This is a genomic window from Micromonospora sicca (assembly GCF_003172935.1).
GTDB lineage: Bacteria > Actinomycetota > Actinomycetes > Mycobacteriales > Micromonosporaceae > Micromonospora > Micromonospora sicca.
This window is the reverse complement of record NZ_QGKS01000361.1, coordinates 1-20,341: the sequence shown is the minus strand read 5'-3', so window position 1 is coordinate 20,341 and position 20,341 is coordinate 1. Positions and strand designations below refer to the sequence as shown.

The 20,341-nt window shown below is 73.4% G+C and carries 15 protein-coding genes; 6 read left to right on the top strand and 9 right to left on the bottom strand.

The genetic code is table 11. The features are described 5' to 3' along the window. Positions 1–139: 139 nt before the first annotated feature. The 3 genes from DKT69_RS29240 to DKT69_RS29230 all read left to right on the top strand — a co-directional run bounded on the left by DKT69_RS29240 (position 140) and on the right by DKT69_RS29230 (position 4,851). Entirely contained in the window at positions 140–2,401 is a 2,262-nt protein-coding gene (locus tag DKT69_RS29240) for a TRAP transporter permease (RefSeq protein WP_109804687.1), read from the top strand. Positions 2,402–2,553: 152 nt separating this feature from the next. Then, on the top strand, positions 2,554–3,816 hold the full coding sequence (locus DKT69_RS29235; RefSeq protein WP_201749918.1) for an RNA-guided endonuclease TnpB family protein: 1,263 nt from the start codon (positions 2,554–2,556) through the stop codon (positions 3,814–3,816). 15 nt (positions 3,817–3,831) lie between these two features. Beyond that, positions 3,832–4,851 (top strand): TAXI family TRAP transporter solute-binding subunit, encoded by a 1,020-nt coding sequence (locus DKT69_RS29230; RefSeq protein WP_109804685.1) that lies wholly within the window; start codon positions 3,832–3,834, stop codon positions 4,849–4,851. A gap of 127 nt (positions 4,852–4,978) precedes the next feature. Here DKT69_RS29230 and DKT69_RS29225 read toward each other — a convergent pair whose 3' ends face one another. The 5 genes from DKT69_RS29225 to DKT69_RS29205 form a co-directional block, all read right to left on the bottom strand. Then, entirely contained in the window at positions 4,979–5,515 is a 537-nt protein-coding gene (locus DKT69_RS29225) for a hypothetical protein (RefSeq protein ID WP_109804684.1), read from the bottom strand. Continuing rightward, the gene (gene dnaG, locus DKT69_RS29220; protein WP_109804683.1) at positions 5,515–7,407 is read right to left on the bottom strand and encodes a DNA primase; all 1,893 of its coding nucleotides are present in this window, start codon (positions 7,405–7,407) and stop codon (positions 5,515–5,517) included. The genes DKT69_RS29225 and dnaG overlap by 1 nt, the downstream gene beginning before the upstream one ends. An 88-nt stretch (positions 7,408–7,495) precedes the next feature. Continuing rightward, positions 7,496–7,747, bottom strand: a complete 252-nt coding sequence (locus tag DKT69_RS29215; RefSeq protein ID WP_109804682.1) for a helix-turn-helix transcriptional regulator — start codon at positions 7,745–7,747, stop codon at positions 7,496–7,498. A 10-nt stretch (positions 7,748–7,757) separates the two neighbouring features. Further along, a complete protein-coding gene (locus DKT69_RS29210; protein ID WP_109804681.1) occupies positions 7,758–8,609 on the bottom strand; it encodes an ABC transporter permease in 852 nt (283 codons plus the stop codon). Further along, complete coding sequence (locus tag DKT69_RS29205) at positions 8,606–9,583, bottom strand: ABC transporter ATP-binding protein (protein WP_109804680.1); 978 nt, start codon at positions 9,581–9,583, stop codon at positions 8,606–8,608. The genes DKT69_RS29210 and DKT69_RS29205 overlap by 4 nt, the downstream gene beginning before the upstream one ends. 157 nt (positions 9,584–9,740) lie before the next feature. On the opposite strand from DKT69_RS29205, the gene DKT69_RS29200 reads away from it, so the two are divergent. Both DKT69_RS29200 and DKT69_RS29195 read left to right on the top strand, forming a co-directional pair. Then, on the top strand, positions 9,741–10,391 hold the full coding sequence (locus tag DKT69_RS29200) for a hypothetical protein (RefSeq protein ID WP_109804679.1): 651 nt from the start codon (positions 9,741–9,743) through the stop codon (positions 10,389–10,391). A 49-nt stretch (positions 10,392–10,440) separates the two neighbouring features. After that, positions 10,441–12,435 (top strand): acyltransferase family protein, encoded by a 1,995-nt coding sequence (locus tag DKT69_RS29195; protein ID WP_109804678.1) that lies wholly within the window; start codon positions 10,441–10,443, stop codon positions 12,433–12,435. Between the two features lie 72 nt (positions 12,436–12,507). Here the strand turns inward: DKT69_RS29195 and DKT69_RS29190 are convergent, their stop codons facing one another. The 4 genes from DKT69_RS29190 to ppdK all read right to left on the bottom strand — a co-directional run bounded on the left by DKT69_RS29190 (position 12,508) and on the right by ppdK (position 17,863). Continuing rightward, entirely contained in the window at positions 12,508–13,341 is an 834-nt protein-coding gene (locus DKT69_RS29190; protein ID WP_109804677.1) for a siderophore-interacting protein, read from the bottom strand. A 57-nt stretch (positions 13,342–13,398) separates the two neighbouring features. Next, the gene (locus DKT69_RS29185) at positions 13,399–14,643 is read right to left on the bottom strand and encodes a deoxyguanosinetriphosphate triphosphohydrolase (protein ID WP_109804724.1); all 1,245 of its coding nucleotides are present in this window, start codon (positions 14,641–14,643) and stop codon (positions 13,399–13,401) included. Between the two features lie 15 nt (positions 14,644–14,658). After that, a complete protein-coding gene (locus DKT69_RS29180) occupies positions 14,659–15,009 on the bottom strand; it encodes a VOC family protein (RefSeq protein WP_109804676.1) in 351 nt (116 codons plus the stop codon). Positions 15,010–15,154: 145 nt separating this feature from the next. Further along, positions 15,155–17,863, bottom strand: coding sequence for a pyruvate, phosphate dikinase (gene ppdK, locus DKT69_RS29175; protein ID WP_109804675.1), 2,709 nt, complete (start codon positions 17,861–17,863; stop codon positions 15,155–15,157). 313 nt (positions 17,864–18,176) lie between these two features. Between ppdK and DKT69_RS29170 the strand changes: the two genes are divergently transcribed. Further along, entirely contained in the window at positions 18,177–19,985 is a 1,809-nt protein-coding gene (locus DKT69_RS29170; protein ID WP_375373532.1) for a beta-N-acetylhexosaminidase, read from the top strand. Positions 19,986–20,341 lie beyond the last annotated feature (356 nt).

Genomic DNA, 20,341 nt, shown 5'->3' with positions numbered 1-20,341 from the left:
CTGCGGATTTTTGCGCGGACTGCGGCGGGGAAGTCCGCCCGACAAACGGGTGCGCTGAGTGACTGCCAGCCGATTTCCATGACTTGCCGCAATCACGAGGGGCAATGCGTGGTGTACGGAATTCGCGTATGTTCCCCTCGTGTCGCCCGTTCGTTCCTCCGACGGCTCTCCCCCGCGGCCCCGGCCTGCCGGCTCCCGCGAGGCGACGCCTGCGCCCAACGCCGCCCCGGTCGCCCTACCGCCGGACGACGGAGCGGTCGGCGACCCGGCCTGGGCCGACGACGGGCCGACCAGCGCCCACCCCGACACCCGCGAACTCGCCGCCCGCTTCGAGGACGAGAAACCGGGGCGCGTCCTTTCCGGACCGATCGGGCTGCTGTTCACCGGGGCGACGCTGGCGATCGCACTGCTCGCGCTCTGGCAGGTCTTCTTCCCGCTCCCGCAGGGCAGCAAGTATTACCTGATCATCTTCCTGACCGGCATTCTGCCGATGGTCTTCCTCGCGTACCCGGCGGACCTGCGACTGCCCCGCCGGCACCGCCCGACGGCCGACGCCCCGGGCGCACCGGCCGACGGGCACGCCGTACCGGCCGACGGGGCGGCTACCGGGGCCGGGACGGCGGCGGGCCGGGCGGCGCAGGGGCCCACCCCGACCGACCGGGCGCTCGCCGTCGCGGCGCTGGTGAGCTGCCTCTACCCGGTGCTACCGGTCACGCTCGGCGCCGGCGGTGGCGGGTACGACGCGTTCCTCGACCGGCAGGGCCTGCTCGTCCCGCTGGACGTCGCGATGGGCACCGTGCTGCTGCTCCTGCTGCTGGAGGCGTGCCGGCGCACCACCGGGTGGATCCTCCCCGCGGTCTGCCTGCTCTTTCTGGCCTACGGCTACTACGGCGGGCTGCTGCCGCAGTCCTGGCCGGTGGCCCACGCCGGCCTCGACTTCGGCCAGCTCGTCGACGCCTTCTACAACTCCGACAGCGGCTTCTACGGGACGCCGCTGGACGTCGCGGCCTCGTACATCGTGCTCTTCACCATCTACGGCGCGGTGCTGGACCTCTCCGGGGCGGGCCGATTCTTCGTGGAGCTCTCCGCCGCCGCCTTCCGGCGCTCCCGGACGGCCGCCGGGCGCACCGCCGTCGCCTCCGGTTTCCTGCTCGGCACCGTCTCCGGATCGGGTGCCGCGACGACGGTGAGCATCGGCGCGGTGACCTGGCCGATCCTGCGCCGGGCCGGCTACCCGGCCGAGCGTGCCGGCGGCATGCTGGCCGCCGCGGGCGTGGGGGCGATCCTCTCCCCGCCCACCCTCGGCGCGGCGGCCTTCATCATCGCCGAATACCTGGGCGTGTCGTACCTCCAGGTGCTCGGCTGGGCGACCGTCCCGACGGTCCTCTACTACCTCGGCATTCTGCTCTCGGTCGAGATCGACGCCCGGCGCTCCGGCGTGCGCCCGGTGGTGATCGACACCGGCTCTGCCTGGCGGCTGCTGGCCCGCTTCGGCTACCACTTCCTCTCGCTGCTCGTGATCATCGTGTTGCTCGCGCTCGGCATGTCCGCGACGCGGGCCGTAGTGGCCGCCACCGTCCTGGCCGCCGCGCTGTCCTTCCTGGACCGGCGGCACCGGCTCACCCCCGCCCGCCTGGTGGCCGCGCTCAGCGGCGGCGTGCGCGGGGTGCTCGCAGTGACCGCGGTCTGCGCCGCCGCGGGCATCATCACGGCGACCACCACCAAGACCGGCCTCGGCCCGCAGGCGGCCGCGCTGCTGGTCGGCGGGGCGCAGGCGGTCAGCTCGGACCCGGCGGTGGTGCTGGCGCTCACCGCGCTGCTCGCCGCGATCGCGCTCAGCCTGCTCGGCCTGGCCGTGCCGGTCACCGCGTCGTTCGTGATCGGCTGGGTGATCATCGGCCCGGCCCTGCTCAACCTGGGCGTCGCCGCGCCCGCCGCAGCGATGTTCGTCTTCTACTTCGCGGTCCTGTCCGAGGCCTCCCCGCCGACCGCGCTCGCGGCGGTCGCCGCCGCCGCGGTCACCGGCGGCCGGCTGGTGCCGACCATGTGGCAGACCCTGCGGTACGCCCTGCCGGCCTACCTCATCCCGATCGCCTTCGTGATCACCCCAGCCGGCCTCGGGCTGCTCGGCATCGGCGGCCCGGGGCGGATCGCCGTGGCCGGAGCGGTGGTTGCGCTCAGCGTCGCCGTGCTGGCCGTCGCGGCGGGCGGCTGGCTGCCCGGCGTCGGCCCGGCCGGCCCGCCGGAGCGGATCCTCGGCGCCGTCGCCGGGCTGCTGCTGCTCTGGCTCGAACCTGTCCCCATCACGGCCGGCGCGGTCCTGGCCGCACTGGCCGTGGCGGGTGTGCTCGTCCGACGTGGATCCGCCGGGGCGGACCTGACCGGGGCTGGTCACCGGTGAAGGTCACGCGCATCGCTTACTCGACGGGCCTGAATGCAGGTAAGTACGCCGCCCTGGCGGAGCAGGCGCGCCGGTTGGGTCGGGTGCGTAGCGAGGTGTGGCAGCGTTACGGGTCGGTCGCCGGTGTTGGGTCCGGGTTGACGGATCGACAGGTGCGGGACCGGTGGCTGGCCGACGGCACGCACACGCGGTTCGGTGTGCTGGCGAACGCGTGGAAGGAAACGGTCCGCGACGCCATGGCCGACATCGCGGCGAACCTCGCCTCGGCCAAGGTCGAGGTCCGGCGGGCGATCACCCGACGCACCACCGATCCGGTTGAGCGCAAGCGGATGTTCACCGCGCTGAAGGCCGACCGATGGGCTGTCGACCCCTTTCTGGCTCGACAGATGCGCACGCACTGGAAGCGTGGCCGCAACCGCACGCACGATCAGATCGTGGTGCGCGCCGACAAGTACAACACCGTCGTGGACCGGCGGGGCCGGTTGTGGTTGGCGGTTCCCGGTCTCGAACGCCGCCAGATGGTCAGGATCCCGCTGTCGTCGACCGTCGCCCCGACGGGCACGCTGCGGCTGATGCTGCGCGGCGGGCGGGTCGAGGTGCACTACCAGATCGACGCATCGCAGATGCGGTCGTCGCAGCGGCCGTGCGGTGACCGGACGGTCGGCGTCGACAAGGGCTACACCGAAGCCGTGACCGACTCCGACGGCGGCCGCCACGGCACCCGCCTCGGCCAGCTGCTGAGCAGCGAGTCGGACCAGTTGAAGGAACGCAACCGGCGTCGGGCGAAGCTGCGCTCGATCGCGAACACCGCCGCCCGTCGTGGCGACCATGCGAAAGCGCACCGGATCAGGGCCAACAACCTCGGGACCGTCAAGCGGGAGCGACAGGCCGCGCGCCACCGCGCACGGGTGCGCACGGAGATCTTCACCGCCGTGCACCGCGCCGTCGACAAGGCCGCCACCGTGGTCGCCGAAGACCTCACCAAGAGCTTCGCCGGACGCACCACGCTCGGCCGCAACGTCAACCGGCGCCTCGCCGCGTGGACCAAAGGGGTCACCGCCGAGGCCCTAACAAACGTGTCGGAGCGCAGAGGTTCTGTGCTCGTGCACGTCAACGCCGCCTACACCTCACAAGCCTGTCACCGCTGCGGCCGGCTCGGCCGACGCAGCGGGGACCGGCTTCACTGCACCTCGTGCGGGGTGGTGTGGCAGGCCGACGTGAACGCCGCGATCAACATCCTGCAGCGAGCAGGCGACCCCGACATCGCCCTGCACACCCCGCACCACGCAGTGAGGCAGATCCTGCAGGACAGGACCGATCGCCACCGGACCAGACTGCCGGTCCAGGACTCCAGCCCGGCCACCGCCGAGCGGAGAGCGAACCATCCGAACCGCTCAGCAATGAGCAACAACTAGGAAGCAGGAAAGACAGTGAGACGGATCGACGTGCGGATCGCCGCGGGGGTGGGCGCGCTGGCCCTTGTCGCGGCGGGTGCCGCCGGATGCGGGGGCCGTCAGGACGGCGCGGCCAAGGACGACGCCTCCAGCGAGGTCACCTGCAAGGTCACCGAGAACACCCGGGTCGGCATCGCCACCGGCAACGCCACCGGCGTCTACTACGTGGTCGGCAACGCGTTGGCCGGCCAGCTCTCCGCGGCCACCGGCGGCAAGCTGACCGGCACCGCCGCGGAGACCGGCGCCTCGGTGCAGAACGTCGAGCAGCTGGTCAGCGGCCAGTACGACGTCGCCTTCTCGCTCTTCGACACGGCGGTCAACGCGGTGCAGGGCAAGGGCAGCTTCACCGCCCCTCAGCCGGTCGAGGCGCTCGGCCGGATCTACGACAACTACACCCAGGTCGCCGTCCGGGCCGACTCCGGGATCACCTCGGTCGCGGACATGAAGGGCAGGAAGATCTCCACCGGCTCCCCCAAGTCCGGCACGGAGGTCATCGCGAATCGGCTGCTGGAGGCCGCCGGGTTGGACCCGGCCAAGGACATCCAGACGCAGCGGCTCGACCTGACCAAGACCGTCGAGGGCATGAAGGACGGCAGCATCGATGGCTTCTTCTGGTCCGGCGGGGTGCCCACCGGCGGGGTGACCGACCTGTTCACCACCGCCGGCGACAAGGTGAAGTTCATCGACATCACTCCGCTGCTGCCGAAGATGACCGAGCTCAACCCGGCGTACCAGGCCGGGACGATTCGCGCGGACGTCTACCGGACCGCGGCCGACACCCCCACCATCGTGGTGCCGAATGTGCTGTTGGTCCGAAAGGACCTCGACGCGAACGTCGCCTGCGCGATCACGAAGACGGTCTTCGAGAAGAAGGACGCCCTCGCCCAGGCCAATCCGGCCGCCAATGGCATCAGTCTGGAGAACGCCCGCAAGACCGACCCCGTGCCACTGCACCGGGGCGCGGCCAAGGCGTTGCAGGACCTCGGCGCGAACTGATCCACCCGGACCGGGTCCGGACGTCCCGTCCGGGCCCGGCATCGCGGCCGGGCGCTCGCCCCGGTCGCGTCAGGCCCGCCCCCGGCACCCGGTTCACTGGCGGCTCGGCTCCACAGTGGGGTACGCCTCAGACGTCAACGGGGGCGGTCGCGGCGCGGGCGGCGGCGACCAGCCGGTCGGTCTCGGCGGCCACCGTCTCGTCGTCGGCCGGCGTGCCCGGGTCGTAGCGGACCGTCCAGGTCAGCCCGTCCACGCCGGCCACCCGGCGGGCGGCGATCCGGCCGGCGCCGCCGGGCAGCTCGTGGTGCGCCGTGTACGCCACCGAGCGGGTGACCCGGGCGCGCACCTGGTGCGGCAGGTCACCGGGGTCGAGCAGGAGGTACGTCTCGGCCGGGCAGTCCGCGACGACCTGGTAGCCGTCCCGCTCGGTAACCTGCTCGGCCGGGGTCACGGTCAGCTCGCGGCCGGACCAGATCGCCTTGAGGATCTCGTGCCAGCCCAGCCGGTGGCCCCGGCCGGGCAGCCAGAGCCCGAGGTTGCTGGCGACCAGCACGCCGTCGCCCTCGCCGTTGCCGGCGGCGGCCCAGGCGAGCACCCGCTCGTCGGTCGCCAGCGGCGGCCGGTCGGCGGGGGGCAGCTTGGGTTTCCGGTTGAACAGTCCCATCACAGTCCTCCGGCGGCCTGCTCGCGAAGCGCCCGCGCGTGCTGCTCCAGCGAGAGCAGTTCCCCGAAGAGCGCGAAGTACTCGTCCTTGTTGCTCACCGGGTTGATCCGCTGGATCTTGGACTTGAGGTCCTTGATCCGGGCGGTCACCGAGCCCCACTGGAGCCGGGCCATGGTCACCGAGACGTAGCGCGGGTCCGGCTCACCGTCGATGCGCAGCGGCTCGACGGCCAGCTCGCCGACGAGCGCCCTGGCGGCCAGGTCCTCGCAGGCGTCGCGGACCTGCTCGATCCAGACCGCGCCGCCGGTGGCCGCCGCCGCGCCGCCGGCCGCCGCGACCGCCGCCCGCACCGCCACGTGGACGGGGTGGCGGTACGCGGCGGACTCGACCGCGTCGAACATCGGGCCGGCCAGCACCGGCTCCTGGAGGGCGAGCTTGAGCGCCTCCCGCTCGACCATCGACTGCGGGCTGTCCACGGCGGGGGCGGCCGGGGCGGACCGGGCCGGGCCGGGCCGCTCGCCGCTCGGCTGGCCGTTGGCGGCGGTCAGCACCGCCCGCTGCACCGGCTCGATCTCCATGCCGAGGTCACCGGCGAGCTTGCGGACGTACTCCGGGCGCTTCTCCCGGTCCTTGAGCTTGGCGACCAGCGGGGCGGCTCGGCGCATCGCCTCCACCCGGCCGTCGACGGTGTCCAGGTCGTACCGGTTGATCACGTGGCGCAGCGCGAAGTCGACCAGCGGCTCGCGGCGGGCGACCAGGTCGCGGACCGCCAGGTCGCCCTTGGCCAGGCGCAGCTCGCACGGGTCCATGTTGTCGGGGCTCACCGCGATGAAGGTGCGCCCGACGAAGCGCTGGTCGTCCTCGAACGCGCGCAGCGCGGCCTTCTGGCCGGCGGCGTCCCCGTCGAAGGTGAAGATGATCTCGCCGGCCACGGCGTCGGTGTCCAGCAGCAGGCGGCGCAGCACCCCGATGTGGTCGGCGCCGAACGCGGTGCCGCAGGTCGCCACGGCCGTGGTGACGCCGGCCAGGTGGCAGGCCATTACGTCGGTGTAGCCCTCGACGACGACCACCTTGCCCTGTTTGGCGATCTCGCGCTTGGCCTGGTCGATGCCGTAGAGGACGTGCGACTTCTTGTAGAGCGGCGTCTCGGGGGTGTTCAGGTATTTCGGGCCGTCGTCATCGGCGAAGAGCTTGCGGGCGCCGAACCCGATGACGTCGCCGGCGAGGTCCCGGATCGGCCAGAGCAACCGGCGGCGGAACCGGTCGATCAGGGAGCCCGACCGGGCCGGGCGGGACAGCCCGGCGGTGACCAGCTCGTCGTGGGTGAAGCCCTGCTGGCGCAGGTGCTTGGTGAGCAGGTCCCAGCCGTCCGGGGCGAAGCCGCAGCCGTACCGGTCGGCGGCGGCCCGGTCGAAGCCGCGCTCCGCCAGGAACTCCCGGGCCGGGCGGGCGCCGGCCGTGGTGAGCTGGGCGCGGTAGAACTCCACCGCGGCCGCGTGCGCGGCGACCAGCCGCTGCCGCTGGCCCTGCTGGGGGCGGCTGCGCGGGGTGGACCGGTCGTCCTCCACGTACCGCAGCTGGAGGCCGGCGCGGGCGGCGAGCCGCTCGACCGACTCGACGAAGCTGAGGTGCTCCGCGTCCATCAGGAACTTGATCGCGTCCCCACCGGCCCCGCAGCCGAAGCAGTACCAGACGTTGCGGGCGGGCGAGACGTTGAACGACGGGCTCTTCTCGTCGTGGAACGGGCAGAGCCCCTTGAGGTTGCCGCCGCCGGCCGACTTGAGGGTGACCGTGTCGGAGATGACCTCGGCGATGGAGCTGCGCTCGCGGACCAGCGCGATGTCCTCGTCCCGGATCCGCCCCGCCATCTCCGCCACCTCCTCGGCGTACATCCTGCCCTGCCGGACCGACGATCCGGTGGTCGGGGGACGCCCGTGTGGCGAAGGACGCCGCGGCCCGCCGGACCGGCCGGCCGCGCGGTCAGGCGGAGCGGCCCGCGCCGCTGGTCACGTCGCCGATCCGGGGGAACGGCTCGATGGAGAAGACCACCTCGACCGGCACCTCGAAGAACGCGGCGATCCGCAGCGCCAGGTGCAGGCTGGGCCGGAACTCACCCCGCTCCAGGTAGCCGACCGTCTGGTAATGCACGCCCAGCGCGTCGGCGAGCTGCCGGCGGGAGACGCCCCGCTCGGCGCGCAGCACCGCGATCCGGTTGTGCACGGTCTCGCTCATCGACGCCCTCTCATCCGACCCGCTGCATGGCCCGCTCCCGGCGAGCGGCCACCCGCGAGCCGGATTCCCGGCGGGCCATCCGGCGCAGCACGACCGGCGCCAGCACGAGCCCGAGCACCGCCCACGCGCCGAGCACCCCGAGCGTCTCCAGGTGCCGCCAGGAGCCGTCGAGCTCGACCGCGGCCATGCCGTCGGGCAGCAGCGCCGAGCGCATCCCCAACCCTAGCCAGTAGATCGGGAAGACCTGGGCGACGCCCTGCAGCCACCCCGGGTAGCCGTTGATCGGGTAGAAGATGCCGGAGAGGGCGATCAGCCCCATGTTCGGCAGCATGACCAGCCCGAGGTTGCGCGGGTTCTCGATCAGCGCGCCGAGGACCGCGCCCATCGGCAGGGTGGCGACCAGGCCGAGCACCGCCACCCAGAGCAGGGTGAACCAGGCGGACGCGTTGGTCACCCGGAGCCCGTCCAGGAAGAACAGCGCCGGGACGAGCTGGATGAACATGCTCATCAGCGCCACCGTCGACATCAGGATGATCTTGCCGACCAGGTAGCCGAGCATCCCGTTCGGGGTGGCCTTGGCGCGCAGCAGGGTGCCGTCCTCCCGCTCGATGACCAGCTGCGAGGCGAGGACCAGCATGCCGCCGAAGGCCAGCCCCATGCCGAGGGCGCTGGGCAGCGTTCGGGCCCCGAGGGAGAAGGAGGTGCCGGGCACCGTGGAACCGCGCATGAAGAACATGGCGGTCAGCAGGGCCGCGGTCGGGAAGAAGTAGTTCCACAGGTCCTGAGCGTTGGTGAAGGTGTTACGCAGCTCGATCACGCCGCGCTGGACGCCGGCCCGGACGGCCGCCACGGTCGGGTTCATCGGTCGCTGCTCCCCTGCCGCCACATCCGGGTCGCCGCGCCGGCCCGCACCCCGGATTCCTCTTCGTAGACCAGTGCCATGTACGCGTCCTCCAGGCTCGCCCGGCGGATCTCCAGCTCCTGCACGGCGTCGCTGTACTGGCGGAGCAAATCGCGGACGAAGCCGGTGGCGTCGGCGGCGGAGTGCACGAAACGCTTCCCGTCCCGGGTCCAGCGGATCTCCGCGTCCCCCGCGACCCGACGGGACAGCTCGTCCGGCGAACCGTTGGCGACGATCCGGCCGCCGGCCAGGATGAGGATCCGGTCGGCCAGCTTCTCCGCCTCGTCCAGGTCGTGCGTGGTGAGCAGGATGGTGGTCTCGTCCAGGTCGGCGAGACGGTGCACCAGCTCGTGGAACTCGCGCCGGGCGGCCGGGTCGAAGCCCACCGTCGGCTCGTCCAGGAAGAGCAACTCCGGGCGGCCCACGATGCCGACCGCCACGTCGAGCCGGCGGCGCTGGCCGCCGGAGAGCTGGTGCACCCGCTTCCCGGCGTGCGCGCCGAGGCCGACCGTGTCCAGCAGCTCGTCGACCGGGCAGGGCCGGCGGATCCGGGCGGTCGAGTACGGTGCGTAGAAGTCGCCGAGGTGGGCCAGCAGGTCCCGGACCCGCCACTTGCCGTGGTCCCGCCAAGACTGGAGGACCACGCCCATCCGGGCCCGCCACCGCTCGTCGCCCCGGCCCGGGTCGCTGCCGAGGACGCTCACCTCGCCGGCGGAGCGCATCCGGAAGCCTTCGAGGATCTCGATGGTGGTGGTCTTGCCGGCCCCGTTCGGCCCGAGCAGGGCGAGCACCTCGCCGCGCCGGGCGGTGAACGTGACCCCGTGCAGCACGTCGACGCTGCCGTAGCGCATACGGAGGTCACGGACGTCGAGGACGAGGTGGTCGTCGGGTGGGTGGGGAGTCGTGTCCACTCCCGGTAGTTCGACCGCCGTCATGACCGCTCCCCGAGGTGTGTCGGATCAGTACCGCGAAATGTAGCACCCCTACTACATTGTGAGGTAGACCGACTCCCTCGGGAATCGGACCGCCAGGCCGCCGGCCCTCGCGGATCTTGGCTACGGTGGGGGCCGCGACCGCGAGGAGGAACGCCGGATGGCCCAGGACACGGACGTACCGCTGACCATCGCCCTCGCCGAGTACGAGCACCTGCGCGAGCTGAGCCGCGCGGTGCACGACCAGTCGGCGGCCCGGTTCACCTTCTTCCTCGCGGTGGCCTCCGCCGCCACCGCCGTCTCCGCGGGGCTGATCACCACCGGCAGCCCGGACGGCTGGGTGCGGCCCGCCGTCCTGGCCGGCCTCGGGGTGCTGGTCCTGCTCCTCGGGATCTCGGTCTTCGCCCGCCAGGTCGAGCTGAACGACCGGGGCCGCCGCTACGCCGTGGCGGCCACCGTGCTGCGCACCTACCTGGCCCGGCGGGCGCCCGACCTGACGGCGTACGTGATGATGCCGACGCTGGACGACCATGGCCCCTTCGCGCCGGAGCCGTTCCGGCGGCACTGGTTCCGCGACCTGGTCAGCCAGGCCGGCATGATCGCCCTGCTCAACAGCGTGCTGCTGGGCCTGGCCGCCGCCCTGGCCGTGCTGGCCGCCGGCCCGCCCTGGCTGGCGATCACCGTGGCGGCCCTGGTGGTCCCCGGCTCGGTCGCGGCGCACCTGCGGGTCATCCGCCGCCGCATCGCCCGCTCCGCCGACCGGGTCGGCACCGTCCTGGCCGACCGCCGTCTCGCTTCCACCACTGGGTGACACCGGCGCGGCCGGGTGTAGACCCGGCGGCGACGGGGACAACCGGCGCATGTCGGGTGCAGGCGGACCCCGGATCGCGTACCAGCCGGCGCTGGACGGCGTCCGGGCGCTGGCGGTGGCAGCGGTGCTCGCCTTCCACGGCGGGGTGGCGGCGCTCCCCGGCGGATTCCTCGGCGTGGACGCGTTCTTCGTCCTCTCCGGGTTCCTGATCACCTCGCTGCTGCTCGCCGAGCACCGGGACACCGGGCGGATCGACCTGACGGCCTTCTGGGGCCGGCGGATCCGCCGGCTCCTCCCGGCGCTGCTGCTGGTGCTCCTCGTCGTGCTGCTGGTCTCCCGCCAGCTGCTGCCCGGCACCGAGCTGCCCGCGCTGCGCTGGGACGCGCTGGCCGCGCTCGGCTACCTGGCGAACTGGCGGATGGCGCACCGCTCCGGGGACTACTTCGCCGCCACCGGCAGCCCGTCGCCGTTGCAGCACACCTGGTCGCTCGGCATCGAGGAGCAGTTCTACCTGGTCTGGCCGCTGCTGCTGGTGGCGCTGCTGGCGTGGACGGCGCGCCGAGCCCGACGACGTGGGGCAGGCGCGCCGCCGTCCCCGCCGGAAGTCGGCGGGCTCCGCACGGTGACCCTGCTCGGCACGGCCGGGTCGGCGCTCGCCGCGGCGGCACTCTTCGCGCCCGGCGCGGTGGACCGGGTCTACTACGGCACCGACACCCGGGCGGTGGCCCTGCTGGTCGGCGCCGGCCTGGCCGTGTTGCTGAGCAGGAGGACGACACCGGCCGGAACGCCGGCGCGGGTACGGCACCCGGTGCTCGGCGGGCTCGCCCTGGCCGGGGCCGTGGGGACCGGCTGGCTCTGGGCCACCGCCGACGGCGGGGACGGCTGGGTCTACCGGGGCGGCCTCACCCTGGTGGCCCTGGCCGTGGCGGCCGTCATCGCACACGCCACGGTGAGCCCGACCGCGCCGACCGCCCGGCTGCTCGCGCTGGCCCCGCTGGTCCGGCTCGGCCGGATCTCCTACGGCGTGTACCTCTGGCACTGGCCGCTGTTCCAGTGGCTCACCGCGGAGCGCACCGGGCTGACCGGGGTCGCGCTGCTGGCCGTCCGGTGCGCGGTCACGCTGGCCGCCGCGACCGGGTCGTACCTGCTGGTGGAGCGGCCGATCCGGCGGGCCCGGCGGCTGCCCCCGCCGGCGCCGGCGGTGGCGGGCGCGGCGGTCGCCGGGGTGGCCGCGGTCGCCGTGTTCGGCACGGTGCCGCCGGCCCCGCGGTCCCGCCCGCCGATCGCGCTGGACGCCCCGGCCGCGGCGGCCGGCGGCGCGCCGGAGTCAACCGCCTCGGCCCCACCGGCCCATCGGCCCGGGCGCAAGCCCGGGGCGCCGCGGGTCGACTTCCTGGGCGACTCGGTCGCCTGGTCGCTCGGCACCTACCTGCCGCCGCAGGAGAAGCTGACCGTGAGCGTGCGCGCCGTGCAGGGCTGCGGCATCGCCCGCCTGCCGGAGCTGCACTACCTCGGGGAACCGCATCCCAACTACCCGGGCTGCGAGGACTGGGACGACCGCTGGCGGCGGGGCGTACGCGCCGACGACCCGGACGTGGCGGTGATCCTGCTGGACCGCTGGGAGCTGATGGACCGCAAGCTGGACGGGCGTTGGCAGCACGTCGGCGACCCGGCGTTCGACCGGTACCTGACCGGGGAGCTGGACCGGGCCATCGGCGTCGCAGCCGAACGGGGCGCCCACGTCACGCTGCTGACCGCGCCGTACACCCACCGGGCGGAGCGACCGGACGGCGGGCTGTGGCCGGAGGACGACGCCGACCGGGTGGACGCCTGGAACCGGCTGCTGCGGGCGGCCGCCGAGCGGCACGGCGCGACGGTGCTCGACCTGAACCGGCGGGTCTGCCCGGACGGGCGGTTCACCTGGGAGGCCGGCGGGGTGCGGGTCCGCAGCGACGGCCTGCATTTCACCCCGGAGGGGGTACAGGAGTGGATCGCCCCGTGGCTGCTGCCCCAGCTCTACCGGATCGCCGTGCGGGGCGGGTGACCGGCGAAATCACCGTCCAGGGGCGGATGACCGGCGGATCACCGTGCGGGGGCGGGTGACCGGCGCCGCCGCTCAAGCGACGGCCGCCACCTCTTCCGCCTCGACCTGGGCGTTCCAGCCGGCCTTCGTCGAGCGCCAGCCCTCGTCGTCCATGCCGAGCCGCCAGTAGCCGGAGATGGAGAGCGCCTCCCGGGGCACGCCGCGCTCGATCCGCAGCAGCCGGCGCAGCTCCTTGACGAACGTGGCCTCGCCGTGGACGAAGGCGTGCACCGCGCCGGCCGGGAAGTCCAGCGCGCGGACCGCCTCGACCAGCGCCGCGCCGACCGGGCGCCCGGCCCGGTGCAGCCAGGTCAGCTCCACCGCGCCGGGACTGGCCAGCGGCAGCTCGTCGGCCGGGCCGTCGACCTCGACGAAGACCTTGGCGGGCGCGCCGATCGGGAGCCGCTCCAGCGCGGCGGCGATCGCCGGCAGGGCGCTCTCGTCGCCGGCCAGCAGGTGCCAGTCGGCGGCCGGGTTCGGGGCGTACGCGCCGCCGGGGCCGGTGAAGAGCACCTCGTCGCCGGGGCGCAGGGCGGCGGCCCACGGCCCGGCCAGCCCCTCGTCGCCGTGGTGCACCACGTCGACGGTCAGCTCGCCGGCGGCCGCGTCCCAGGCCCGGACCGTGTACGCCCGCAGCCGCGGCCACTGCTCGCGGGGCAGGTCCCGCTTCAGGGCGGCCAGGTCCACCGGGTGCGGGTAGCTCACCCCGGCCGGGGGGAAGATGAACTTGATGTAGTGGTCGGTGTAGGCGCCCACCGGCAGGCCGGCCAGCTCCGCACCGCCCAGCACCAGCCGGATCAGGTGCGGGGTGGGCCGCTCGGTCCGCAGGACCTTCGCGGCGGTGACCATCTTCGGGCGCTCACTCATGCTGCTTAGGCTAGCCTAAGTCGCGCAGGCCACCCACCGGTCGGTCCCGGCACCCGCTCAGCCGAGCCCGGGCCGGGCGCCCACCAGGCGGCCGTGCCAGGCCAGCGCGGCCGGGTCGGTGAGCGAGGCCACCTGGTCGACCACCACCCGCAGCCGGGCGGCGTCGTCCGGGGCGTCCCGGAACAGCGGCGCGAAGACCGGGTCCAGCGCGTCCGGAGCGCGGTCGACCAGGGCGGCGACCAGCTCGGCGAGGATCTCCCGCTGGCTGGCGTACCGGGGACCGGCGGCCGGGCGGCGCATCACGTACCGCAGCGCGATGCCCTTGAGCAGCGCGCACTGCGCCCGGATGCGGCGGGGCACCACCAGGTCGGCGGCGTACCGGCGGTGCGGGCCGGGGCCGAAGCGCTGCTGGGTGGCGGCCACCACGGTCGAGACGAACCGGCCGGTGAGCACGCTGGTGGTCGCCTTCAGCGCCGCCTGGGCCCGGTGGCTGCCGTCGTACGCGGCGAGCGGGGCGAGCGCCGGCTCGGCCACCAGCTCGACCAGCACCTCACCCAGGTCGTCCGGGGACTCCCCCGAGTACGCGGCCGCCACGTCGGCGCAGAGCGCCCGCCGTTCGTCGGCGTCCTCCAGCAGCGGGCGCAGGCTGACGTACCCGCCGTGGATGCCGTCCTCCACGTCGTGCACCGAGTACGCGACGTCGTCGGCCCAGTCCATCACCTGCGCCTCCAGGCAGCGCCGGCCGCCGGGCGGGGCGCCGGCGCGCAGCCAGTCGAAGACCGGGCGGTCGTCGGCGTACACGCCGAACTTGCGCTTGCCCGGGCGGCGCGGCCACGGGTACTTGCTGACCGCGTCGAGCGACGCCCGGGTGAGGTTGAGCCCGACGGAGCGGCCGTCCGGGGCGAGCACCTTCGCCTCCAGCCGGGTGAGCACCCGCAGCGTCTGCGCGTTGCCCTCGAAGCCGCCGCAGTCGGCGGCGAGCACATCCAGCGCGTCCTCGCCGTTGTGCCCGAACGGCGGGTGGCCGAGGTCGTGCGCCAGCCCCGCGGTGTCCACCACGTCCGGGTCGCAGCCCAGCCGCGCCCCCATCTCGCGGGCGATCTGCGCCACCTCCAGCGAGTGGGTCAGCCGGGTACGCAGGAAGTCGTCGGTGCCGGTGCCCGCCGTGTGCACCTGGGTCTTCGCCGCCAGCCGGCGGAACGCCGCCGAGTGCAGCACCCGCGCCCGGTCCCGCTCGTACGGCGACCGCCCGTACCCGGTGTCCTTGGGCGCCTCGTCGATCAGGCGCGCCGCGTCGTCCACCCGGCCGCTCAACCGCTATCCCCGCTGCCGCAGCACGCAGAACTCGTTGCCCTCCGGGTCGGCCAGCACGGTCCACTGCACGTCGCCCTGGCCGACGTCGACGTGCCGGGCGCCCATGTCGACCAGCCGCTCGACCTCGGCCTCCTGGTCGGCCGGGCGCAGGTCGATGTGCAGCCGGTTCTTGGTGATCTTGTCGTCGCTGACCGGGACGAAGACGATGCCGGGGGTCTGGTCCGCCGCCGGGCGGATCTCCACCTCGTCCGGCCGGTCGCTGATCACCTGGTAGCCGAGCGCCTCCGCCCACCAGTGCGCGAGCCGGGACGGGTCACGGGCGTCAACGGTCAGGCTCTCCCAGACGCTGGTCATGCGGCCACCCTTCCCGGTTGATCGAACAGTGCGCTCAGGTTACGCCCGACCGGGTCGATCGGCGCGCCGGGCGGCGCGCCGGTGGGGTCGAAAACGGCCACGGGGCCGCCGGCGCGGCCGCCGACGACCCCGTGGCCGACGCGGGTCAGCGGGAGTCGGAGCCGTCGGTCTCCACGGCGGCGCGGCCGGCCTCCAGGCGGGCCACCGGAACCCGGAACGGGGAGCAGGAGACGTAGTCGAGCCCGACCTCGTGGAAGAAGTGCACCGAGTCCGGGTCACCGCCGTGCTCGCCGCAGACGCCGAGCTTCAGCTCGGGCCGGGCCGCCCGGCCCTCCTCGGCGGCGATCCGGACCAGCCGGCCCACGCCCTCCCGGTCGATGGACTCGAACGGCGAGATGCCGAAGATGCCCAGCTCCAGGTAGCGCCAGAAGAACGCCCCCTCGACGTCGTCGCGGGAGAAGCCCCAGGCCATCTGGGTCAGGTCGTTGGTGCCGAAGGAGAAGAACTGCGCCGCCTCGGCGATCTGCCCGGCGGTCAGCGCCGCCCGGGGCACCTCGATCATGGTGCCGATCAGCACCTCGACACCGCTGTCCGCGACCACCTCGGCGATGATCTTCTCGGCCTCGGCGCGGACCGTCTCCAGCTCCTGGACGGCGCCGACCAGCGGGACCATGATCTCCGGCTTGGCCACCGCGCCGTCGCGGGTGACCGCGACCGCGGCCTCCGCGATCGCCCGGACCTGCATGGCGAAGAGACCGGGGATGACCAGGCCCAGCCGTACGCCGCGCAGGCCGAGCATGGGGTTCTCCTCGTGCATCCGGCGCACGGCGGCGAGCAGCGCCTCCTCCTTGGCCACGTCCTCGCCACGCTCCTGGGCGACCGCCACGTTGACGGCGAGCTGCTCCAGCGGGGGCAGGAACTCGTGCAGCGGCGGGTCGATCAGCCGGACCGTGACCGGCAGGCCGTCCATCTCGCGGAAGATCTCCACGAAGTCCTCCCGCTGCAACGGCAGCAGGGCGGCCAGCGCGGACTCCCGCTCGTCGTCGGTGCGGGCCAGGATCAGCCGCTCGACCAGCTCCCGGCGGTCGCCGAGGAACATGTGCTCGGTGCGGCACAGGCCGATGCCCTCGGCGCCGAACCGCCGCGCCCGCGCGGCGTCCGCGCCGGTGTCGGCGTTCGTCCGGACCGCCAGCCGCCGCCGGGCGTCGGCGTGGGTCATGATCCGGTGTACGGCCCGGACCAGCGCGTTGTCGATGTGCTCCGGGTCGAGGCTTCCCTCGAAGTACTGCACCACCTCGGACGGCATGACCGGCACCTCGCCGAGGTAGACCTTGCCGGTGGTGCCGTCGATGGAGACGATGTCGCCCTCGCTGACGGTCTGCCCGGCCACGGTGAACTTCTTGGCCGGGACGTTGACGTCCAGCTCGTCGGCGCCGGAGACGCAGGTCTTGCCCATGCCGCGGGCCACCACGGCGGCGTGGCTGGTCTTGCCGCCACGCGAGGTGAGGATGCCCTTGGCGGCGATCATGCCGTTGAGGTCGTCGGGGTTGGTCTCCCGGCGGACCAGGATCACCGCCTCCCCCTCGGCGGCCAGCTCGACCGCCCGGGCGGAGGTGAAGACCACCTTGCCGGACGCGGCGCCCGGGGAGGCGCCGATGCCCTTGGCCACCGGCTCGAACTCGTGGTCGAGCTTGAACCGGGGGAACATCAGCTGGGCGAGCTGCGCGCCGTTGACCCGGTGCAGCGCCTCGTCCAGGTCGATCAGGCCCTCGTCGACGAGTTGCCCGGCGATGACGAACGCGGCGGCGGCGGTGCGCTTGCCGACCCGGGTCTGGAGCATCCACAACTTGCCGCGCTCGATGGTGAACTCGATGTCGCAGAGATCCTTGTAGTGCGCCTCGAGCCGGGCCATGTACCTGAGCAGCTCGTCGTACGACTTCTTGTCGAGCTGCTCCAGCTCCTCCAGCGGCACGGTGTTGCGGATGCCGGCGACGACGTCCTCGCCCTGGGCGTTGGCCAGGTAGTCGCCGTAGATGCCCTGCGCGCCGCTGCCCGGGTCGCGGGTGAACGCGACGCCGGTGCCCGAGTCGGCGCCCAGGTTGCCGAAGACCATGGCCACCACGTTGACCGCGGTGCCCAGGTCGGCCGGGATGCGCTCCTGCCGGCGGTAGACCACCGCGCGCTCGGCGTTCCACGACTCGAAGACGGCGCGGATGGCCAGGTCGAGCTGCTCCCGCGGCTCCTGCGGGAACTCCCGGCCGGTGTGCTTGGCGAAGATCTGCTTGTACGAGTCGACCAGCCCGCGCAGGTCGTCCGCGTCGAGGTCCAGGTCGTTGGTCGTGCCCTTGGCGCGCTTGGCGTCTTCGAGCGCGTGCTCGAACTCCTCGCCCGGCACCTCGCAGACGGTCTTGCCGAACATCTGGATGAGCCGGCGGTACGAGTCCCACGCGAACCGGTCGTTCCCCCCGGCCTGTGCACTGAGCCCGACCACGCTGCGGTCGTTGAGGCCGACGTTGAGGACGGTCTCCATCATGCCGGGCATGGAGAACTTGGCGCCGGAGCGGACGGAGACGAGCAGTGGGTCCTGCGGGTCGCCGAGCTTGCGGCCCATCTCGCGCTCCAGCGACTCCCGGTGCGCCTCGATCTGGCCGGCGAGCCCGTCCGGCTCGCGGCCGGTCGTCAGGTACGCCTTGCAGGCCTCGGTGGTGATGGTGAAGCCGGGCGGTACCGGCAGTCCGAGATTCGTCATCTCGGCGAGGTTCGCCCCCTTGCCGCCGAGCAGGTCCTTGAGGTCCTTGTTGCCCTCGGAGAAGTCGTAGACGTACTTGTGATCGACGGTCTCTTGCGCTGCCACCAGAGCCTCCCACGCGCGCCGGAATTGACACTTAACGAAGGTTCAGTTGCCTCATACCCCGGGGCCGACCGCCGGTAATCCCGGCGTCATCAGCGATCGGTGGGCGAAGGTTAAGCGAACATCGAGTGGCCTGGGACCGTTCGGTGACAATAGGCACAGCTATCACGACTATCCGCGTTCGTGCAGGTTTCTGGGAACGCTTCCACGAGCAGGATCACGCAATTCCAGCTCCCCTCGTACTCTTGACGGCACTGGTTCTGCTGAAGCTGACTTTTGCCATATCCCGCGCGAATACACCCCCGGAGCCGTCGTCGTGCCGTCCACGCCTTCCGCCACCCCCGCCACCGGCCCGGACGAGCGGGGCCGCGTGCTGCTCGACCCGGCCACCATGCCGGCGCAGGAGCCGGCGGCGGCCGACCTCGCCCGGGCCGCGGCGCGGACCGCCAGTGACCTGCTCGCCCCGCCGGCCCCGGTCCGGCTGGGCGACGTGATCCCGGTCCCCGAGCGGGTGGCGCCGGACCCGACCGCCGACTTCGTGCTCCCCGGGGACGCGGCGGTCCGGGTCAGCCACGACCCGACCGCCCGGGAGGTCGCCGAGCAGCTCGCCGAGCTGCTCCGGCCCGCGACCGGCTACCCGGTGCCGGTCACCGGGCTGGCCGACGACGGGACCGACGGGCACCTGGTGCTCACCCTGTCCAGCTCCGCGACTCCGGCCCGGGCTGCGGCGGCGGGTGACTTCGACCCGGCTGAGCGGCTGGGCGACGAGGGCTACCGGCTCCACGTCGCCCCCGCCGAGGTCCGGATCGTCGCCGACACCGCGGCCGGCCTCTGGTACGGCGTACAGACGCTGCGCCAACTGCTGCCGAGCGCGGTCGAGAGCCCGACCCCGGTGGCCGAACGCTGGGTGGTGCCCGGTGGGCTGGTCGTCGACCGGCCGCGGTTCCCCTACCGGGGCGCGATGCTCGACGTGGCGCGGCACTTCTTCGGCGTCGCCGACGTGCTGCGGGTGATCGACCACCTGGCCCGGTACAAGCTCAACCACCTGCACCTGCACCTCACCGACGACCAGGGCTGGCGGATCGCCGTCGACTCCTGGCCCCGGCTCGCCACCGTCGGCGGCGCCACCGAGGTGGGTGGCGGCCCGGGCGGCTGGTACACCGCCGCCGACTACCGCCGCATCGTCCGGTACGCCGCCCGCCGGCACGTCACCGTGGTGCCGGAGATCGACCTGCCCGGTCACACCAACGCGGCGCTGCTCGCGTACCCGGAGCTGGCGCCGGACAAGGTCGCGCCGCCGCCGTACACCGGCACCGAGGTCGGCTTCAGCTACGTGGACCCGGCCGACGAGCGGACGTACGACTTCGTGGCGGACGTGGTCGGCGAGGTGGCCGCGCTGACCCCCGGGCCGTGGCTGCACATCGGCGGCGACGAGGCGTTCAAGGTGAAGGGCGAGGCGTACACCGGCTTCGTCGAGCGGGCGCAGCGGATCGTGGCCGCCACCGGGAAGACCGTCGTCGGCTGGCACCAGCTCGCCCCGGCCGCGCACCTCGACGGGCGGGTGCTCCAGTGGTGGGGCACCGACGGCGACGACCCGGTGGTGGCCGAGGCGGTCCGCCGGGGCGCCCGGCTGATCCTCTCCCCCGGCAACCACGCCTACTTCGACATGAAGTACGCCCCGGACACCCCCATCGGGCACGACTGGGCCGGCCTGATCGACGTACGGCGGTCGTACGACTGGGATCCGGGGACGCACCTCGCCGACGTACCGGCGGAGGCCGTGATCGGCGTCGAGGCGCCGCTCTGGACCGAGTCGGTCACCTCGCTGGCGGAGATCGAGTTCATGCTGCTGCCCCGGCTGCCCGCCCTCGCCGAGCTGGCCTGGTCACCTCGGGCCACCCACGACTGGGCGGGGTTCCGGGACCGGCTGGCCGGCCACGGCCCGCGCTGGCACCGGGCCGGGATCAGGTTCCACCGCGCCCCGGAGATCCGCTGGCCCACCGAGCCGGCGCAACCGGCCGTGCCGCGTCAACCGGCCGCCGAGGCGGCGGATCGGGCGTCCGTCCAGGTCCGTCCCGACCCGGCCGCAATGCCCGAGCCGCCGCGCACCACGAACGGAGCGTGACGGCCTACGGCCGAACCCACCGCCGACGCTCAGTGACCGGTTTCCTGGTGAAGGCGCCAGATTGTTCGCCTTCCCGACCCGTCGCAGACCCCTGACCAGGCATCTCCGACTCGACCGCGCCGACCGACGACCACCCACCACCCCCGCTTTGCTCTGCTTCAACGGACGCAACAGTTACCGGCCGTGCCTGTTGCCTGTGGTGAAGCAGAGCAAAGGGGGCGATGGGATGGTTGGCCGGCCGAGCGAGGGTGACCGTCCGTAGCTCGACGCGGGCGGCGGAACGTTGGGGGCGGATGTCCCTGGTGTCCGGGTCGCCCTGAAGAGGCCAGGCCGCCCCCACGCGCGCCTCCCGCCCG